The sequence below is a fragment of the Leucobacter faecis genome, assembly GCF_054456695.2.
In genome coordinates this window covers 54,822-71,573 of sequence record NZ_JBTJER020000003.1, presented here as the reverse complement: position 1 = coordinate 71,573, position 16,752 = coordinate 54,822, and the positions used below count along the sequence as shown (strand labels likewise).

13 protein-coding genes and 1 pseudogene are annotated in these 16,752 nt (G+C 66.5%); 8 read left to right on the top strand and 6 right to left on the bottom strand.

All coding sequences use genetic code 11. The features are described 5' to 3' along the window. The first annotated feature begins 75 nt into the window (after nt 1–75). Nucleotides 76–1,101, top strand: a complete 1,026-nt coding sequence (locus ACXR2W_RS04085; RefSeq protein ID WP_458815081.1) for an agmatine deiminase family protein — start codon at nt 76–78, stop codon at nt 1,099–1,101. A 36-nt stretch (nt 1,102–1,137) separates the two neighbouring features. Continuing rightward, the gene (locus tag ACXR2W_RS04080) at nt 1,138–2,973 is read left to right on the top strand and encodes an ABC transporter ATP-binding protein (RefSeq protein ID WP_458815079.1); all 1,836 of its coding nucleotides are present in this window, start codon (nt 1,138–1,140) and stop codon (nt 2,971–2,973) included. Nucleotides 2,974–3,200: 227 nt separating this feature from the next. Here ACXR2W_RS04080 and ACXR2W_RS04075 read toward each other — a convergent pair whose 3' ends face one another. Further along, entirely contained in the window at nt 3,201–4,967 is a 1,767-nt protein-coding gene (locus ACXR2W_RS04075; RefSeq protein WP_458815078.1) for a helix-turn-helix domain-containing protein, read from the bottom strand. A 147-nt stretch (nt 4,968–5,114) separates the two neighbouring features. On the opposite strand from ACXR2W_RS04075, the gene ACXR2W_RS04070 reads away from it, so the two are divergent. The 5 genes from ACXR2W_RS04070 (at nt 5,115) to ACXR2W_RS04050 (ending at nt 10,980) form a co-directional block, all read left to right on the top strand. After that, nucleotides 5,115–6,305, top strand: a complete 1,191-nt coding sequence (locus ACXR2W_RS04070) for an alcohol dehydrogenase catalytic domain-containing protein (RefSeq protein ID WP_458815077.1) — start codon at nt 5,115–5,117, stop codon at nt 6,303–6,305. A 52-nt stretch (nt 6,306–6,357) separates the two neighbouring features. Then, the gene (locus ACXR2W_RS04065; RefSeq protein WP_458815075.1) at nt 6,358–7,842 is read left to right on the top strand and encodes a flavin-containing monooxygenase; all 1,485 of its coding nucleotides are present in this window, start codon (nt 6,358–6,360) and stop codon (nt 7,840–7,842) included. Nucleotides 7,843–7,846: 4 nt separating this feature from the next. Continuing rightward, on the top strand, nt 7,847–8,827 hold the full coding sequence (locus tag ACXR2W_RS04060; RefSeq protein ID WP_458815073.1) for an alpha/beta hydrolase: 981 nt from the start codon (nt 7,847–7,849) through the stop codon (nt 8,825–8,827). A 19-nt stretch (nt 8,828–8,846) separates the two neighbouring features. After that, nucleotides 8,847–10,370, top strand: coding sequence for an aldehyde dehydrogenase (NADP(+)) (locus ACXR2W_RS04055; RefSeq protein ID WP_458815071.1), 1,524 nt, complete (start codon nt 8,847–8,849; stop codon nt 10,368–10,370). Nucleotides 10,371–10,605: 235 nt separating this feature from the next. Beyond that, entirely contained in the window at nt 10,606–10,980 is a 375-nt protein-coding gene (locus ACXR2W_RS04050) for an META domain-containing protein (protein WP_458815069.1), read from the top strand. A 96-nt stretch (nt 10,981–11,076) separates the two neighbouring features. Here ACXR2W_RS04050 and ACXR2W_RS04045 read toward each other — a convergent pair whose 3' ends face one another. Next, nucleotides 11,077–11,430, bottom strand: coding sequence for a hypothetical protein (locus tag ACXR2W_RS04045; RefSeq protein WP_458815067.1), 354 nt, complete (start codon nt 11,428–11,430; stop codon nt 11,077–11,079). Nucleotides 11,431–11,576: 146 nt separating this feature from the next. On the opposite strand from ACXR2W_RS04045, the pseudogene ACXR2W_RS04040 reads away from it, so the two are divergent. Next, nucleotides 11,577–12,050, top strand: a pseudogene (locus tag ACXR2W_RS04040) (VanZ family protein). Between the two features lie 54 nt (nt 12,051–12,104). On the opposite strand, the gene purH reads toward ACXR2W_RS04040, so the two are convergent. From purH to ACXR2W_RS04020, 4 genes are all read right to left on the bottom strand, one after another. Beyond that, complete coding sequence (gene purH, locus ACXR2W_RS04035) at nt 12,105–13,796, bottom strand: bifunctional phosphoribosylaminoimidazolecarboxamide formyltransferase/IMP cyclohydrolase (protein ID WP_458815065.1); 1,692 nt, start codon at nt 13,794–13,796, stop codon at nt 12,105–12,107. Between the two features lie 79 nt (nt 13,797–13,875). After that, the gene (gene purN / locus ACXR2W_RS04030; RefSeq protein WP_458815063.1) at nt 13,876–14,475 is read right to left on the bottom strand and encodes a phosphoribosylglycinamide formyltransferase; all 600 of its coding nucleotides are present in this window, start codon (nt 14,473–14,475) and stop codon (nt 13,876–13,878) included. A gap of 30 nt (nt 14,476–14,505) precedes the next feature. Then, the gene (locus ACXR2W_RS04025; RefSeq protein WP_458815061.1) at nt 14,506–15,132 is read right to left on the bottom strand and encodes a nucleoside/nucleotide kinase family protein; all 627 of its coding nucleotides are present in this window, start codon (nt 15,130–15,132) and stop codon (nt 14,506–14,508) included. Continuing rightward, complete coding sequence (locus ACXR2W_RS04020; protein ID WP_458815059.1) at nt 15,132–16,736, bottom strand: ABC transporter permease; 1,605 nt, start codon at nt 16,734–16,736, stop codon at nt 15,132–15,134. The genes ACXR2W_RS04025 and ACXR2W_RS04020 overlap by 1 nt, the downstream gene beginning before the upstream one ends. Nucleotides 16,737–16,752 lie beyond the last annotated feature (16 nt).

Here is a 16,752-nt window from a genome sequence, read left to right as displayed (position 1 = left end):
CGCAGGGTAGACTGAAAATAATTTCAACTTTTGCGGGGCGCCTGGCCCACCGCACCGACCCATCGAGGAGCACTCATGACGACGTGGCGCATGCCCATCGAAGGCACCGAGCAGGAGCGCCTGTGGCTCGCCTGGCCCACCACCGGCTACACGCTCGGCGACACCGAGGCCGAAGCCCTCGAAGCCCGCACCACCTGGGCAGCCGTTGCCAACGCTGCAAGTGAGCACCAGCCCGTGACGGTGGTCGTGAGCCCCGGCGACGAAGCGATCGCCGCGAAATTCCTCTCGGCTCAGATCAATACACTCGTGGCTCCCCTCAACGATGCGTGGATGCGCGATATCGGCCCGAGCTTCGTGATCGGTGACGACGGCCGCCTGGGCGCCGTGAACTACGTGTTCAACGGCTGGGGTGCACAGGACTGGGCGCAGTGGGATCACGACCAGCACATCGGCAAGATTGTCGCAGAGGCGGCGGGCGCCGAGCTCATCAACTCAGAGATGGTCAATGAGGGCGGCGGCATTCAGGTCGACGGCACCGGCCGCGTCGTACTGACCGAGACCGTGCAGCTCGACCCGGGCCGCAACCCCGGCTGGACGAAGGAGCAGGTCGAAACCGAGCTCGCACGCACCATCGGCACGACCAGCGCTCTGTGGTTGCCCCGCGGCCTCACCCGTGACCACGACACGTTTGGCACCCGCGGCCACTCAGATATTCTTGCCGCGTTCACCACGCCCGACGTGCTCCTTATGCACAGCCAAAACTCGCAGTCACACCCCGACCACGTCATCGCGAAAACCAACCGCGCCGTGGCCGAGGAGTACCGCACCGTCAACTCGGCCGGCTTCGAGATCCTCGACCTGCCCGCCCCCGAGACGCTGCGCGACGACGAGGGCTTCGTTGATTACAGCTACATCAACCACGTCGTGATCAACGGTGCCGTACTCGCGTGCTCGTATGACGATCCGGCCGACGACAAGGCGCTCAGCATTCTGCGCGACGTCTACCCCGGCCGCGAGGTGATTGGCATCGACGCGCGCCCGCTGTTCGCCCGCGGCGGCGGCATTCACTGCATCACGCAGCAGCAGCCCAAGACCGTTTAGGCTGCGCCACCCACCACCGCAGAGGTAGCCCCTAACGTGTCGACACTCACGCGCATTTTGCGCTTCACCCGCCAGCTCACGCCGTACTACATCGGCATCATGCTCGCCGCCGCCGTCATCACCGGCGCGGGCATCGCGGTGCCATTCATCACGGGGGCGGCCACCGACGTGGTCGTGGACGCGGCAGGCGCGGTAGCAAGCGGTGAGGCGGTGCCAGACGGCGCGATCCGGAGCGTCGTGCTATTAGCACTCGCGCTTCTCGCCGCGAGCCTCGTTGAGACGTTCGTCAGCAACATTGGCGGCTACTGGGGCGACGTGATGAGTGCGAAGATGCGCACGATTTTGTCGACCCGCTACTACGAGCAGCTGCTCGCGCTGCCGCAGCGCTACTTCGATAACGAGCTCAGCGGCACAATTGTTGCGCGCCTCAATCGCTCGATCACCGAGATCACGAACTTCATGAAGTCGTTCTCGAACATGTTCGTGACGATGCTCATGACGACGGTCGCGGTGCTCGCGATCAGCGCATGGCACTACTGGCCGCTCGCGGTGCTTCTCGCTATCGCTTACCCCGTCTACCTGTGGCTCACCGCGCTCACGAGCCGCAAGTGGCAGCGGCTCGAACACCAAAAGAACGAGCACGTCGACGTTGCCTCTGGCCGATTCACCGAGGTCGTAGGTCAGATGCGAGTCGTAAAATCGTTCGCGCGCGAGGCGAGCGAACTGGGCGACTTTAGCGACCGATTCGATAAGACAATCGCTCTCACGGCCGAGCAGTCGCGCCACTGGCACATGATGGACGGGATCCGCCGTGGCGTGCTGAACCTCATCTTCTTCGCCCTGTACATCATCATTTTCGTGCGCACCGTGCTGGGCTACTTCACGCCCGGCGAGATGGTGATGCTGATCCAGTTGATGGCGATGGCCAAGCAGCCGGTACAAAACCTGAGCTGGGTGGTCGACTCCGCCCAGCGCGCGAGCGCAGGCTCACGCTCGTACTTCGAGGTCATGGATCTCGATGCCGCGGCGCTCGTCGGGGCTGGTTCTCTGCCCCGCGATCCGGATCATGGCCGCGCAGCGACCCCCGGTGCGGCGACCGAAGCCTTGCGCCCCACGGTTTCATTCGACAGTGTCACATTTGGCTACGAAGACCACGAGCCGGTGCTGCGCGACATCACCTTCGACGCGCACCCGGGCGAACGCATTGCCTTCGTGGGTGAGTCTGGCGGCGGCAAATCGACGCTGGTCAGCCTACTTCTCGGATTTTATGCGGCCGGTGACGGGGCGATCTCTGTGCGGGGTGGCGGGCCCGACCTTGCATCGCTGCGCCGCAGCATCGGCGTCGTGTTTCAAGACCCGTCGCTGTTCTCAGGCTCGATCGCCGAGAACATTGCGTACGGTAATCCATCTGCGAGCCGAGCCGAGATCGAAGCGGTTGCGCAGCGCGCCGCCGTCGCCGAGTTCGTGGAGAAACTGCCCGAGGGCTACGACACCGTCATCGGTGAGCGTGGCATGAAGCTCTCGGGCGGGCAGAAGCAGCGCATCGCCGTCGCTCGTGCCATGCTCAAGGACGCGCCCATTTTGGTGCTCGACGAGGCCACCAGCGCACTCGATACGAAGTCTGAGCGGCTCGTGCAGCAGGGGCTCGACGATCTGATGCAGGGCCGCACCAGCTTTATCATTGCCCACCGGTTGTCGACGATCGCAGGCGTCGACCGCATCATCACGCTCAAGGACGGGCGCATCGACGAGATCGGTTCACCCGCCGCGCTTGCCGCTTCGGGTGGCATCTACGCCGAGCTGCTGTCGCTGCAGCACTCGGCTTCGAAGGCCGACCGCAAACGTCTCAAGCAGTTCGACGTGGTGGGTTAGTCTCGCTGCTGACTCGTGCGCCCAGCACGGTCCGGTGAGCGTGTCTGCTTTGCTGGATTCTGCGAGTCGCTTCGCTCCCGCAGAATGACGATAAGGGGTGCTGCGCTCCCGCAGAATGACGAAAGGGGGCGTGCTCCCGCAGACTAGCGGAAGGGCGCACGACCCCTCTCCTGTCATCCTGCGCGAGGAACGAGTCGCAGGATCCACCCGCCGTAATCCACGTGCAGTTAGCGGCCGATCAGGCGGTGCGCGGCGAGCATGATGTGGCAGTCAAGACCGCGCTGACCGTACGCCCACCCCTCCCCCAGCAGCTTCGAGATGCGGTCGAGCCGCTGGCGCACCGTGTTCTCGTGCACGTGCAGATCGAGCGCGGCCTGCGGCACCGAGTGCCCCGCATCGAGAAACGCTGCCGCAGTCTCGGCAAGCCCCGTGCCATGATCGCGATCGTAATCGAGCACGGGTCCGAGCACCTCGGCGATACCGAGTCTCGTGGGTTCGAGCGTCACTTTGGTGAGAAATGCGCCGATCGCGCCGTAGGTTTTGAGCGACACGAGCGTTTCTTGGAAGCCCGACCTGCGCGCGGCATCGAGCACCCGCTCGACCAGAGCAAACTCATCTGGCACGACCTCGAACATGTGCAGCGCCGGCGAGTGCGCGACGAGCATGGCCCCCCAGCGGCGCGCGCCACGCTGCTCCATCTCGGCCTGAATACGTTCGAACGCCGCCTCGGGCACCACGCCAATCAACTGCTCACCGAGTTTTGCGTGCAGCAGTGACGGCCCAAAATCGACCTCGAGCTTGTGCGCGTACTCGCGCAAGGTCGACTCTGAGCCGTCGATGACGAGCACGCGAAACGGCTTACCAGCCACGATGCCCAGTTCACGCAGCTGTGTGATAACCGCGAACCCGAGGCCTCCGGATGCCGGCGCCAACACCTGCTCGATGAGCTCGCGCCTGCGCCGGGCTAGGTCGCCGCGTTCTCGATCCTGCGCGCTCAAAAACACGCCCAGCACCCGGGCGCAACGTCGCAGCACGAGGTCATCACTCGCCGAAAGCGGGCCAGGGGCCATCACCGCGCCGACCAGGTCGGTGCCGCGCGTCGCCGCCATGATCGCGTGCTGCGTGCCATCTTCGCGGGCGTGAGCTTGCGGGGTGCCAGTGCGCGCCGACAGCGCGATGAGCGGCCGCTCAGCGTCACCGATGTCGGCCGCGGCCGCACGCATGTCAAAGCGCACGGTCAGGTCGACAAGCTGCACGCTGCGCCCGAGCGCGCGGGTCATGCCGTCGCGCAGCGCCGCGAGCCCGCCGCCACCAGCGATCGCGTCCATCAGTGCTTCGTCTGCGCCCGTCACGCGGCGCTCGGTTGCAAGCTCGGCCCCCGTCGCGGCGAGCTCAGCACGTAGCTTGTCGCCCCCCGCCTCGAGCTCCGATACCCGAGTCATGTTGTCAATCGCGACGGCGGCCAGGTTGGCGAGTGTCTGCGCGATATAGACCTGCTCGGCCGAGAACTCGCGCGCAAACCGGTTGGCCACGAGCAGCGCACCAATGATTTCGCCGCCAGATCGCATCGGCGCCCCGAGAATCGCCTGCACCCCCTCTGCCGCGACGATGCGGTCGACCCGTTCGTCGCGGGTGAGCGCTTCATCGGCGGCGTAGTCGGAGGTTTGCGCGGGCTCGCCCGCCTGCGCGACGCGGCCCAGCACCCCGGCGCCGAGCGGCATTTGCAGGGTGCGGTATGCCTCTGTCCACACCCCCGAGGTCTCAACAATGGTGGTGAGCCCCGAGCCATCGGTGCCGTTCAAGCTGATGTAGGCCATGTCGACATCCAGCAGTGTGCGCGCACGCGCTACGAGCTGCTGCAGCGCCGCCGAGCTGTCGCGAATCGAGGTGATCGCGATCGCAAACTCAGAGATTGAGCTGGTGAGGCGCTGCTGCTTGCGCGCCCACTCCACGAGTTCTTCGTGGCTTTGGGCGGGCACACCGAGGTTCTGCATGTAAAGAAGTCTATGTTGATTTTTGAAATGTATAGAACTCTCCACACGACTCGCGAGCGAGCCCGGGCATGCTCGTAGTCAAGGCCCCCACAGCTACGCGGGCCACTGGTCACAGTTTCACCACGCTTCACCTTCGACGGAGATGACATGAGCAACACCACCCGGGCGCGCAGCATTCGCGGCGCTGTGCTGAACACGCTGGGCGCCGAGGCGCCTTACGCTGCAAGCCGCCCCTTAAGCGTTGACACCCTCACCCTCGACGCCCCCGGCGCCCACGAGCTACTCGTACGCATCGAGGCCGCGAGCATTTGCCACTCAGACCTCTCGGTCGTAAACGGTTCACGCCCCCGCCCCGTACCGATGCTGCTCGGCCACGAGGCCGCCGGCATCATTGAGCAGCTGGGCGACGGCGTCACCGACCTTGAGCTCGGCCAGCGCGTCGTCCTCACCTTTCTGCCCCGCTGCGGCGAGTGCGCACAGTGCGAAACTGACGGCCGGCTCCCCTGCGCAGAGGGCAGCCGCACCAACGAGGCCGGCACGCTGCTCACGGGTAGCCAGCATCTCAGCCGCGAAACTGAGTCAGGTGCCACCGAAGAAGTGAAGCACCACCTCGGTTGCTCGGGCTTCGCCGAGTACGCGGTGGTCGACCGGCGTTCGGTAGTGCCCGTTGGCGCAGATGTGCCCGCCGACATTGCCGCGGTGCTCGGCTGTGCCGTGCTCACGGGCGGCGGGGCGGTGCTCAACGCGGCGAAGCTCGCACCGCAGCAGATGATCGCGGTGGTGGGCCTCGGTGGCGTTGGCATGGCTGCGCTTCTCACCGCCCTCGGCATCGGCCCGCGTGAGGTGTACGCGATCGACGCGAACGACGCCAAGCTTGACCTTGCGCGCGAGTGGGGCGTCACCGCCGCACTCACCCCGCAGCAGGCCATCGAGCAGGGCATCACCGCTGACGTCGTGATCGAGGCGGTGGGCCACCCTCGCGCGTTCGAGACTGCGTACCAGCTCATCGGTTTTGGTGGCACCCTCGTCACGGTGGGGCTCCCCGCCCCCGGTGCCATGAGCGAGATCGAACCGCTGAAGCTCACCGCGCGCGCCCAGCAGGTCATCGGCTCCTACCTCGGTTCGGCAGTGCCCAGCCGCGACATCCCCAAGTTCGAGCAGCTCTGGCGCGAAGGCAAGCTCCCGCTCGAGCGCCTCATCAGCGGCGAAATCGCCCTCGAAGACATCAACGAGGGTATGGACGCGCTCGCAGCCGGCACCGTGCTGCGCCAGATCATTCGCATGCCACAGGCGCAGGCGGATCCGGCACTAGAGGCAGCCGCCGCGGCAAGCGCCTAACCCAAAACTTCACAGCATTCACAACATTCACCCCAAGCAATAAGGACACATCATGACTACTCCCCAGCACTTCCGCGTCGCGGTTCTCGGCTCCGGCTTCGGCGGCCTCGGCATGGCAGCGCAGCTCGTACGCGCTGGCGTTGATAACTTTGCCGTGTTCGAGAAGGCAGACGCCGTGGGCGGCGTGTGGCGCGACAACACCTACCCGGGAGCCGCGTGCGACACCCAGGCGCACGTCTACAACTACACCTTCTTTCCGCACCTGCGCGTGTCGAAGATGTTCGCGGGGCAAGACGAGATGCTCGGCTACCAGCAGCAGCTGCGTGATGCGTTTGGCATCGAGAAGCACATGCACTACAACGCCGAAATCGTCGAGGCCCGCTGGGTCGAAGAAGAGGCACACTGGCTGATCTCGCTCGCGAACGGCGAGCAGTACACCTCTGACTTCTTCATTCCCGCCTGGGGCCAGCTCAGCGAGGTCAAGATCCCCGCGTGGGAGGGCCGCGACAAGTTCAAGGGTGTGCAGTTCCACTCGGCTAACTGGCGTCACGACGTCGACCTCAAGGGTAAGAAGGTCATCTCGATCGGTTCGGCCGCTTCGGCCGTGCAGTACGTGCCGTTCGTCGCAGAAGAGGCTGGCCAGCTCGAGGTGTTCCAGCGTTCGGCCAACTACATCTTGCCCCGCGAGCAGATCGAGTTCACAAAGGAGCAGCTCGACACGTTCGAGCAGCACCCCGAGACGTTCGAGGAGTCGCGTCGCGCGATCCACGAGCTGCGTGAGGCTGGCTTCGAGCGCACCCGCTCCAACACGGGCGGCCAGGCCGAGGGTGCCAAGGAATCGATCGATTACCTGCACTCGGTGATCGAAGACCCCGAGCTGCGCGAGAAGCTCACCCCCACCTACGAGTTTGGCTGCAAGCGCATTCTGCGCACCTCGGCCTACTACCCCACGTTCTTGCGCGACAACGTCACTCTGGTCACCGAAGGTGTGTCGCACTTCACCGAGAACGGTATCGTGACCGCCGACGGCGTGGAGCACGAGGCAGACGTGATCATCTACGCGACCGGGTTCTACTCGCAGAACTTCCAGGGCAACCTCAACATCATCGGCCGCGACGGCGTCACGCTCGCTGAGCGCTGGGGCACCGAAGACGCCGAGGCCTACGTGGGTATGGCGGTCGACGGGTTCCCCAACATGTTCCTCATGTACGGCCCCAACACCAACCTGAACCACAACTCGGTCGTCACGATGCTCGAGATTCAGCAGGCATACGTCCAGGACGTGCTTGCGAAGACCGCTGACCTCGAGAAGGTGTCGGTCGATGTGCGCCGCGACCGCCTCGACGCATTCAACGAGCAGCTGCAGGCCGAGATGCGCGGTTCGGCGTTCTCGAGCGAGTGCTCGAGCTGGTACAAGAACTCGAAGGGCAAGGTCATCAACAACTGGTCGGGCACCGTCGAGGAGTACCGCGACTGGGCGCGCGAGTTCAACGCAGACGACTACGTCGTCAAGTCGCTCGAGCTCGTGGAGGCCTAGGCTCATGACCGCCCTTCCTCTCGAGGCTGTCGCTCCGGATCAGCGCGAAATGGTTGCTGCGTTTCGCGCCGCGGGCTCGCAATCGTTTCAAGACGCCGCGTCAATGGCCGCGTCGCGTGAGGGCTATGAACGCTCGAGCGCCGCAAACGGTCTGCCGCGCGACGAGGTGACACTCGTCGAAGACGTCTCGATTGGGGAGGGCGCCGAGCGCTTCGGGGTGCGGGTTTACGACCCGCGCCCCGCGGGTGCTCGCTCAGCAGACGACGCCGTGCTGTTGTTTGCGCACGGTGGCGGCTGGATCATTGGTTCCCTTGAAACCCATGATCCGGTCTGCCGTAGGCTCGCAACCCTCACGGGGTTGCCCGTCGTGGCGATCGACTATCGGTTGGGGCCAGAGCACCGGTTCCCAGCAGCACACCTCGACTCACGCCGCGCAGTCGAGTGGCTGCGTGACGAAGCCGCTGCCCGCTGCTGGGACGCTCGGCGCATCGTCACGGTGGGTGACAGCGCGGGCGGCGGCATCGCAACCGCGCTCGCCTTCGAGCCCTCGTTGCGGGTGCCCGGCACCACCGTTGCCGCGCAGGTGCTGCTTTACCCCGTACTCGATGTGTCGGCGGAGTCGGCCGGGTATGCCCGCGTTGAAGAGGGGTTTCCCCTCACCGCCGACACGATGCGCTGGTTTGCGCGTGAGTTTCTCGCGCGCCCCGAGGACGGCTTCGACCATCGTGTGTCGCCGCTGCTCGCTGTGCGAGAGCCGGGCGCTGCCGCGCAGCCGCCAGCGTGGATCATCACGCTCGGGCTCGACCCGCTCGCCGAAGAGGGGCTCGAATACGCGCGGCTGCTCGCCGAACACGGCACCCACGTCGAACTCACACACCTGCCCGGTCACGCGCACGGCATCTTCACGTCGGCCGGCAAGATCGCCTCGGGCGAAGCGCAGCTCGTGCGCGCAGCCGAGTTCATCACGCGCACACTCGGGCGGTAGCGCGTGGCAAGATGGAACCATGACACAGTCGTCGACACTCACACCAGAACTCGAAGTCATCGTAGCGAGCGCGGCTGCAGCGGCACCGGCGTTTGCGGCCACCGCAGCCACAGATAGGGCCCGCGCCCTCGTAGCCGTGGCAGGCGCCCTCGAGAAATACAAACCCGAGCTGGTCGAGATTGCAATGCGTGAGACGGGGCTCACCTCGCCCCGTCTCACTGGCGAGGTCACACGCACCGCAGTGCAGCTGCGCCTCATGGCCGAGGCCATCACCGGCGGTAGCTACCTCGACGCCCGCATCGACCACGCAGACCCCGAGTTCGTGCTCGGCCCGCGCCCCGACGTGCGCCGCACTCACGTGCCGCTTGGCCCCGTCATCAACTTCTCTGCCTCAAACTTTCCCTTCGCGTTCTCGGTGATGGGCGGAGACTCAGCGGCCATTCTCGCCGCGGGCTGCCCACTCATCGTCAAAGCGCACTCGGGTCACCCCGAGCTCTCAGACGCGACCGCCAAGGTCGCTGCGGCCGCCCTCGAATCCGCGGGCATGCCCAAGGGCATTTTTCATCTGATCCACGGCCGCGACGCGGGCATTCAGGTACTCAAAGATTCCCGCATCAAGGCGGGCTCATTCACCGGGTCGATTCGGGTCGGCAGGCTACTCGCCGACATCGCCGCGAGTCGCCCCGCCCCTATTCCGTTCTACGGCGAGCTCGGTAGCGTGAACCCCGTATTCATCACGGCCGACGCGATCGCTGAGCGCGCGGGCGAGATCGCGGCGGGTTACCTCACGAGCGTCTCGGGCTCTGCGGGCCAGCTGTGCACGAAGCCTGGATTCGTGTTCGCCCCGGCCGCGTCGGCTCTGCCCGCTGCCATCAAATCGGCGGCGGGTGTTCCCGCCGAGCACCGCCTACTTGACCCACGCATCGCAACCGGTTTTGGTACCCGCCGCGGTGAGGTGCTCACATCCCCCGGCGTCACCACGATCCTCGAGGGCAGCATGCGGTTTGACGAGGCGGGTGAGGGTTGGGCTACCCCCACCGTCGTCGCAGTCTCGCTCGCAGACTTTAGGGCCGGCCACGCCGCGCTCGTTGAAGAATCGTTTGGGCCGCTCTCGATTCTGGTCGAGACGCCAGACGGCACCGACCTCGCGGCCCTCATGCCCGAGTTTTATGAGGGAAACCTCACGGGTACGCTGCACTTGAGCAGCCAGGAGGCAACCGGCACCACCTCAAACGCAGCCGAGCTGCAAGAGCTCGTCACCGCCATGAGCCGCCAGGTGGGGCGGGTGCTGTTCAACGGTTGGCCAACGGGCGTGGCGGTGACGCCCGCGCAGCAGCACGGCGGTCCGTGGCCCGCGACGACGAACGACGCAAGCACCTCTGTGGGCACTGCCGCCATTGGCAGGTTCTTGCGCCCGGTCGCTTTTCAAAACGCACCGCAGGCGTTCTTGCCCGCTGAGCTGCGCGATGACAATCCGGGCGGCGTGCCGCAGCAGATCGACGCGGCTGGGGGTTCCCAGGGCTGGGGCGAACGCTGGGAGTAGGCCACCGCGCGGCTTCGTACACGTCATCCTGCGCGAGCTACCCCAACCACATCATCCTGCGCGAGCTACCCCAACCACGTCATCCTGCGCGAGCTACCCCAACCACGTCATCCTGCGCGAGGAACGAGTCGCAGGATCCACACTCGATTCTGCGAACGAGCGCAGGATGATGGGGTCGTTATGGATCTCCTGTTAATGTTTCCTTCGGCATCGCCCGCACTGTTACGCTGAGCGCATGACACCCTCACGTTTGCGCATCATTGCCGCCGCGGCCGCTGTCGCCGCACTCGCTCTCACCGGTTGCTCGGCCTCCGGCGACGCTTCAGTGGTGGGGTCGTGGGGCAACACGGCGCAAGAGAAAGAACCCTCACTCGAGTTCGCAGAAGACGGCAATGTCACCGGCACCGACGGCTGCAATCGGCTTATGGGCAGCTACACCGAAGACGCTGGCGTCGTAAAGTTTGGCCAGCTTGCCTCGACCATGATGTTCTGTGAGGGCGTCGACACCTGGCTCGGTCAGGCCACCACTGGCAAAGTCTCAGGCGACACGATCACCATCAGCGATGAGGCGGGCAAAGAGATCGGCACGCTCAAGCGCACGGCCGACTAGCGCGCGGCATCTCAGGGCAGCACGCAAGTGCTGCCCTGTACAAAGAGGGGCCCGGATCAAATGATCCGGGCCCCTCTTGTATTCATGCTGCAGCTATTAGCTCCAGAGCACTGCGATAGCGACGTTCACAGCCGACAGGCCCGCGAGCGCGCCGATGACGCCGCCCGACACCTGCGGCTTCTTGCGGTTGATGAGCACGATCGCGATGATCGCGAGTAGAACAATGAGCTTGACACCGATCTTGGCGTTGTTTGGCTGACCGCCCAGGGCGTATGTCATGCCGACGAGCAGCAGACCGGTCGCGAACAGCAGCGACGAGCCGTGCAGAATGCCGGCAGTAACCTTCGCGGCGCCCTCCTTCACACGGGGCAGCTGGGCGAGTGCGCCGCCGAAGACCACACCAAAGCCGACGATGTGCAGAACGACAAGAATGCCCTTAACAATTTCCATAGTGTCTATCGTAGCTGTTGCCCCCTGCACAGCAGCTGTCGCCGTCGGTTGTTACGATGAGGGCGGCCGATGAACTTTAGGGTAGACAGCGCGGTGCACGCCGCGCTCTGCAACGCGGTGACAGCACAGCACGAGGGAGGTTACGCATGTGGCTTCGCGTGACGCTGTTCTTGACGCTGCTCGCGGCGTGGATGGGGCTCATTTTCGCGCTTTCGGCGCAGCCGGGCGACGCTTCTGACGTGCCGAGCGACGCTATCGCGGGTTACGTACAAGGCGCGGGAGCATCGTTGCAGCTCGACACGATTACGCTGCTCGTGCGCAAAGGCGCTCACGCGGCCGCATAGTTCGTGTTGGGGCTGCTCGCTTTCGAGACCCTGCGCAGTGTTGCGCTTACACGGCCTCGATCGGCGCTCTCACTACCGACAGTGGCGGTATTGAGCCTCGTGTTTGTGACCGCGTACGCGATCTCTGATGAGGTGCACCAGCTGTTCGTGCCGGGACGCTCGGGCGAAGTGCGCGACGTCGCGATCGACGTAGCATCGGGGGCAGCCGCCGTTGCGTTGCTACTCGCACTGCGCTGCGCGGGCACACGGCGCGCGGCAGGCGCAGCACGCGGGTGACACGAAAAAGCGGCTGGCGACGGTACCTGCCCGTCGCCAGCCGCTCACCCTCGCTTAGTGGAAGAAGTGGCGCTCACCCGTGAAGTACATGGTGATGCCGGCTGCCTTCGCCGCTTCAACGACCTCGGCATCACGCACCGAGCCACCGGGCTGCACAACCGCGCGCACACCGGCGTCGAGCAGCACCTGCAGGCCGTCGGCGAACGGGAAGAACGCGTCTGAGGCTGCCACCGCACCGCGCGCACGGTCACCCGCGCGATCGACCGCGAGGCGGCACGAGTCAACACGGTTGACCTGGCCCATACCCACACCCACCGAGGCGCCGTCAGTCGCGAGCAGAATCGCGTTCGACTTCACTGCGCGGCAGGCGCGCCACGCGAACTCGAGGTCGGCGAGCGTCGCAGCGTCTGCCGGCTCCCCCGTGGCGAGGGTCCACTCGGCGGCGGGCGCAAACGTGCGGTCTGAGTCCTGCAGCAAGAACCCGCCCGAGATCTGGCGCAGCTCGATCGGGTTGGGTGCAAAGTCGACGGGCAGCGCCAGGAGCCGCACGTTCTTCTTCTGCGTGAGGATCTCGAGGGCGGCGGGCTCGAAGCCGGGGGCCACGATCACCTCGGTGAAGATGCCCGACACGGTCTCAGCCATCTTGGCGGTCACAACACGGTTCGCGGCGATCACACCACCGAACGCCGAAACGGGGTCGCAGGCGTGTGCCAGCTCGTGCGCCGCCGCAATCGGGTCGGCAGCTCCCTCGGGTGCGACAGCGATGCCGCAGGGGTTCGCGTGCTTGATGATCGCCACGGCGGGGCGCTCGTGGTCGAACGCTGCGCGCAGCGCCGCGTCGGCGTCCACGTAGTTGTTGTACGACATGGCCTTGCCGTGCAGCAACTGCGCCTGCGCGATACCCGTGCCCTCGAGCTCGGTAAAGAGCGCCGCACGCTGGTGGCTGTTCTCGCCGTAGCGCAGCACGTCTTCGCGCATGCCAAAGATCTCGTAGCCCACCGTCTTCTCGCTGATCGAGGCACCCTCGCCGGGCGTCTCAAAGAGCACGTCGAACGACACCTCGGCGTCGGCCTCGATCGAGTCGGCGCCCTCGGCCTCGTCTGCGCCCCAGCCCTGCTCGTCTTGATCGAGGAACCAGTTGGCGACGGCCGCATCGTACTGTGCGGTGTGAATGAACGCCTCTGTGGCGAGCGAACGACGCAGGTCGAGTGAGGTGCCGCCCGACTGCACCGCCGCGATGACCTCGTCGTAGCGCGCGGGCGACACCACGATCGCGGCGTTCGCGTGGTTCTTAGCGGTCGCGCGCACCATCGACGGGCCACCGATATCGATGTTCTCGACGACGTCGGCGGCGGGCTTGCCCTGCGCGACCGTCTCCTCGAACGGGTAGAGGTTCACCACCACGAGCTCAAACGGCTTGATGCCGAGCTTCTCGAGCTCGTCGCGGTGTGCGGCGAGGCGCAGGTCTGCGAGCAGGCCCGAGTGCACGGCGGGGTGCAGCGTCTTGACGCGGCCGTCGAGCACCTCGGCGAAGCCGGTGACCTCGGCCACGTCGGTCACGGGCTGGCCCGCGTCGCGAATGGTCGCGGCGGTTGACCCGGTCGACACGATCTCGACGCCGGCCTCGACGAGCGCGGTCGCGAGCTCGGCGATGCGGGTTTTGTCGCTGACAGAGATCAGGGCGCGGCGCACCTGCACCTGGTCGCGGTGTTCGTAGAGGCTGGGATCGTGGCTCTGGACTGCCATGGGGCTCCTTGGTTTCTCGAGTGGGTCGAACAAATCGTTGGTCTTGGCGGGTGCGCGGCGCGCACCGCGCACGATGGCGTTAAGCACCGAGCACGAGGGTGCCCTCAGCGATCTCGCGCACGGTCTCAACAAGCAGCGGCCGCTCGAGCTGCTTAATGCGCTCGTGCAGCTCGGGCTCGGCCTCGCCCGACTCAATCTCTACGCGCGCCTGGCGCAGCACGGGCCCGGTGTCAACGCCCTCGTCGATAATGTGCACGGTCACACCGGTCTCGGTGGCACCCGCTGCGAGCGCGTCGCGCACTGCGTGCGCGCCCGGGAAGTGCGGCAGCAGGGCGGGGTGGGTGTTGATCAGGTTCGGCGAGAATTCGCGTACGAAACCGCCCGGCAGGATCCGCATCAGCCCCGCACTTACGACGAGTCCCGGCTCGGGACCCGTGCCCACACCGTGTTCTTGGATCGCGGCGGCGAGCACCTGCCCCCACTCTTCGCGGCTGCCGTAGTCGCGCGGGCGCACGATGAATGTGGGAATGCCCGCCGTGGTTGCGTGGGCGAGGCCCGGGGCGTCGGTGTCGGCACCAACGCACACGATGCGCGCCCCAAACCCGGGCTGCTCGGTCGCGTCGATGAGCGCCTTCAGGTTGCTACCGCCGCCAGAGATCAAAACCGCAAGTTTCAGCACCCGACTAGTCTACCCGCCGCGCGGGCACTCTCAGTGCTCCGCCGGCTGATTCGCGCTGCGCACGATGCGGTCAGCGAGGAGCCACGGACGCGTGCGCGCGTAGAGCGCGTCTTCTTGTTCGGCCCACCGGTTCCAGTGCGGGGCATACGTGTCTCCATCGCGGGCAAGCGCACGCTCCTGCCGCTCATCTGCCGGGCACTCGAGCCACACGCTGAGCACGCGCGCGCCGGGCGCCACGATACTCTGGTCGTCGGGCTGCCCAGTCGCACGAGCACGCCCCGCCGCAAACGCCTGCGCCGCGGCGAGCGACTCGCGCGTGAGCGCGCCGCACCCCTCGATGATGAGCGGCAGCTCGGGCCCGATCACCACGCGCTCGCCAAACTCCCCCGCGAGCCAGTCATACCGGCGGTAAGCACGCTGGGCGAGCACCCCGGCGAGCGAGCGCGAGCCTGCCGCGAGCCCGTCCCACCCGGGGTACAGGTCTTCCACGTGCAGCAGCTGCGGGTCGAGGTCGCACAGGCGTGCCGCGGCCACGGCACGCTCGGCGAGCGAGGTTTTCCCTGATCCGGATCGCCCGTCGATGAGCAGCACGTCGTAGTCTGCCGGCCCAGGAAGCTCATCGCGGCGCAGCGCGTCGCTCAGCGTCGTGCCGCCCATCAGAACGCCGCCAGCTGGTCGGTGCGAAACCGCTCGGCGAGCACCATCGCGGTCGCGGTAATCGATGCGAGCACGACCGCGGCGGCGAGGCCCGCGCCGTAGCTGCCTGGGGCCTGATGGCCGATCAGCTCGGCAATCACGACCGGCAGCGTTTGGGCGCCGGGCCGCACGAGAAACGAGGTCGCACCGAACTCTCCGAGCGACGCGGCGAACGCGAAGCCGAGGGCGAGGCCCGCGCTGCGGCCCACGAGCGGCAGGTCGATGGCGCGCAGCACGCGGCCGGGGCCCGCGCCGAGCACGGCGGCGGCATAGCGCAGCTCGGGGTCGATGCCGCGCAGCACCGGCAGCATGGTGCGCACCACGAGCGGCAGCGCGACGAGCGCCTGCGCGATAGGAATCAGCACGACCGATGTGCGCAGGTCGAAGCCGATGCCGAGCGGCTTGTTCATCGTGATGAGGAGCCCGAAGCCGAGCGTCACCGCCGAGACTCCGAGCGGCAGCATGACGAGCCCGTCGAAGAGCGAAATGCCGCGGCGCAGAGCGGCCGACCGCGGCCTGCGTGAGAGCACGAGCGAGACGAGGGTGCCGAGCACCATCGCGAGGAGCGCCGCGATGAGCGCGATCCTGAGTGATAGCCACGCTGCATCAAACACGCTGCCACGCAGCGGGGAATCGGGGGGCGGAATGACGAGCGCCACGTAATTTGCGAGGCTCCATGTGCCGTCTGGCCCGCGCAGTGAGCGTGCCACGAGCGTCGCGATAGGGAGCGCGTGCAGCAGCATGAGCGTCGCCGCGAACACTGCGATCGCGGGGAGGTCTGCGAGCGTGGGGCGGGCGCCGCGCTCGTCTTCTCGTACGATGTGGGTCGCGCGTTCGCCCCGGCGCCGCAGCCACGCCGACACCGCGAGCGCTGCTCCCACGATGGCGAACTGCGCGAGCGAAAGCACGGCCGCGCCCCGCAGGTCGAGAAACTGCACCGTGAGGCGGTAGATTTCGGTTTCGACGTTCGAGAACGCGCGGCCGCCCAGCACGAGCACGATCGCGAACGATGTCGCACTGAATAAGAACACGAGCGCTGCCGCCGACGCGAGCGCCGGGGCGAGCGCGGGCAGGGTGACGCTGGTCCAGGCGCGCACCCGGCCTGCCCCGAGTACGCGGGCGGCGGCCCACGCGCTGTCGTCGAGCCTCGCCCAGAAGCCGCCCACCGTGCGGGCAACCACCGGCACGTTGAAGAAGGTCATCGCCGCCACGATCACCGTGAGTGAACGGTCGAGGCCCGTCCATTCGAGCGGCCCACCCGGCCCCACGAGCGCGGTGAACGCGACACCCACCACCACGGTCGGCAGCACGAATGGCACGGTCATGAGCGCCCGCGCAAGACCGCGGCCACGAAACTCGAGCCGATACAGCACGTAGGCGGCTGGCAGCCCGAGCGCAACTGACGCGGCGGTGGTAAGCCCGGCCTGTGCAAGGGTCTGCCCGATGACCCGCCACGTGCGGGGCGAGCCAAAGACCTCGCCGAGCCCGCTCGCATCAAACTTGCCGCCCGATAAAAATCCCGTGGCGATGAGCGACAGCACGGGCCACACAAAAAACAGCGTCAAGAACGCGAGCGGCAAC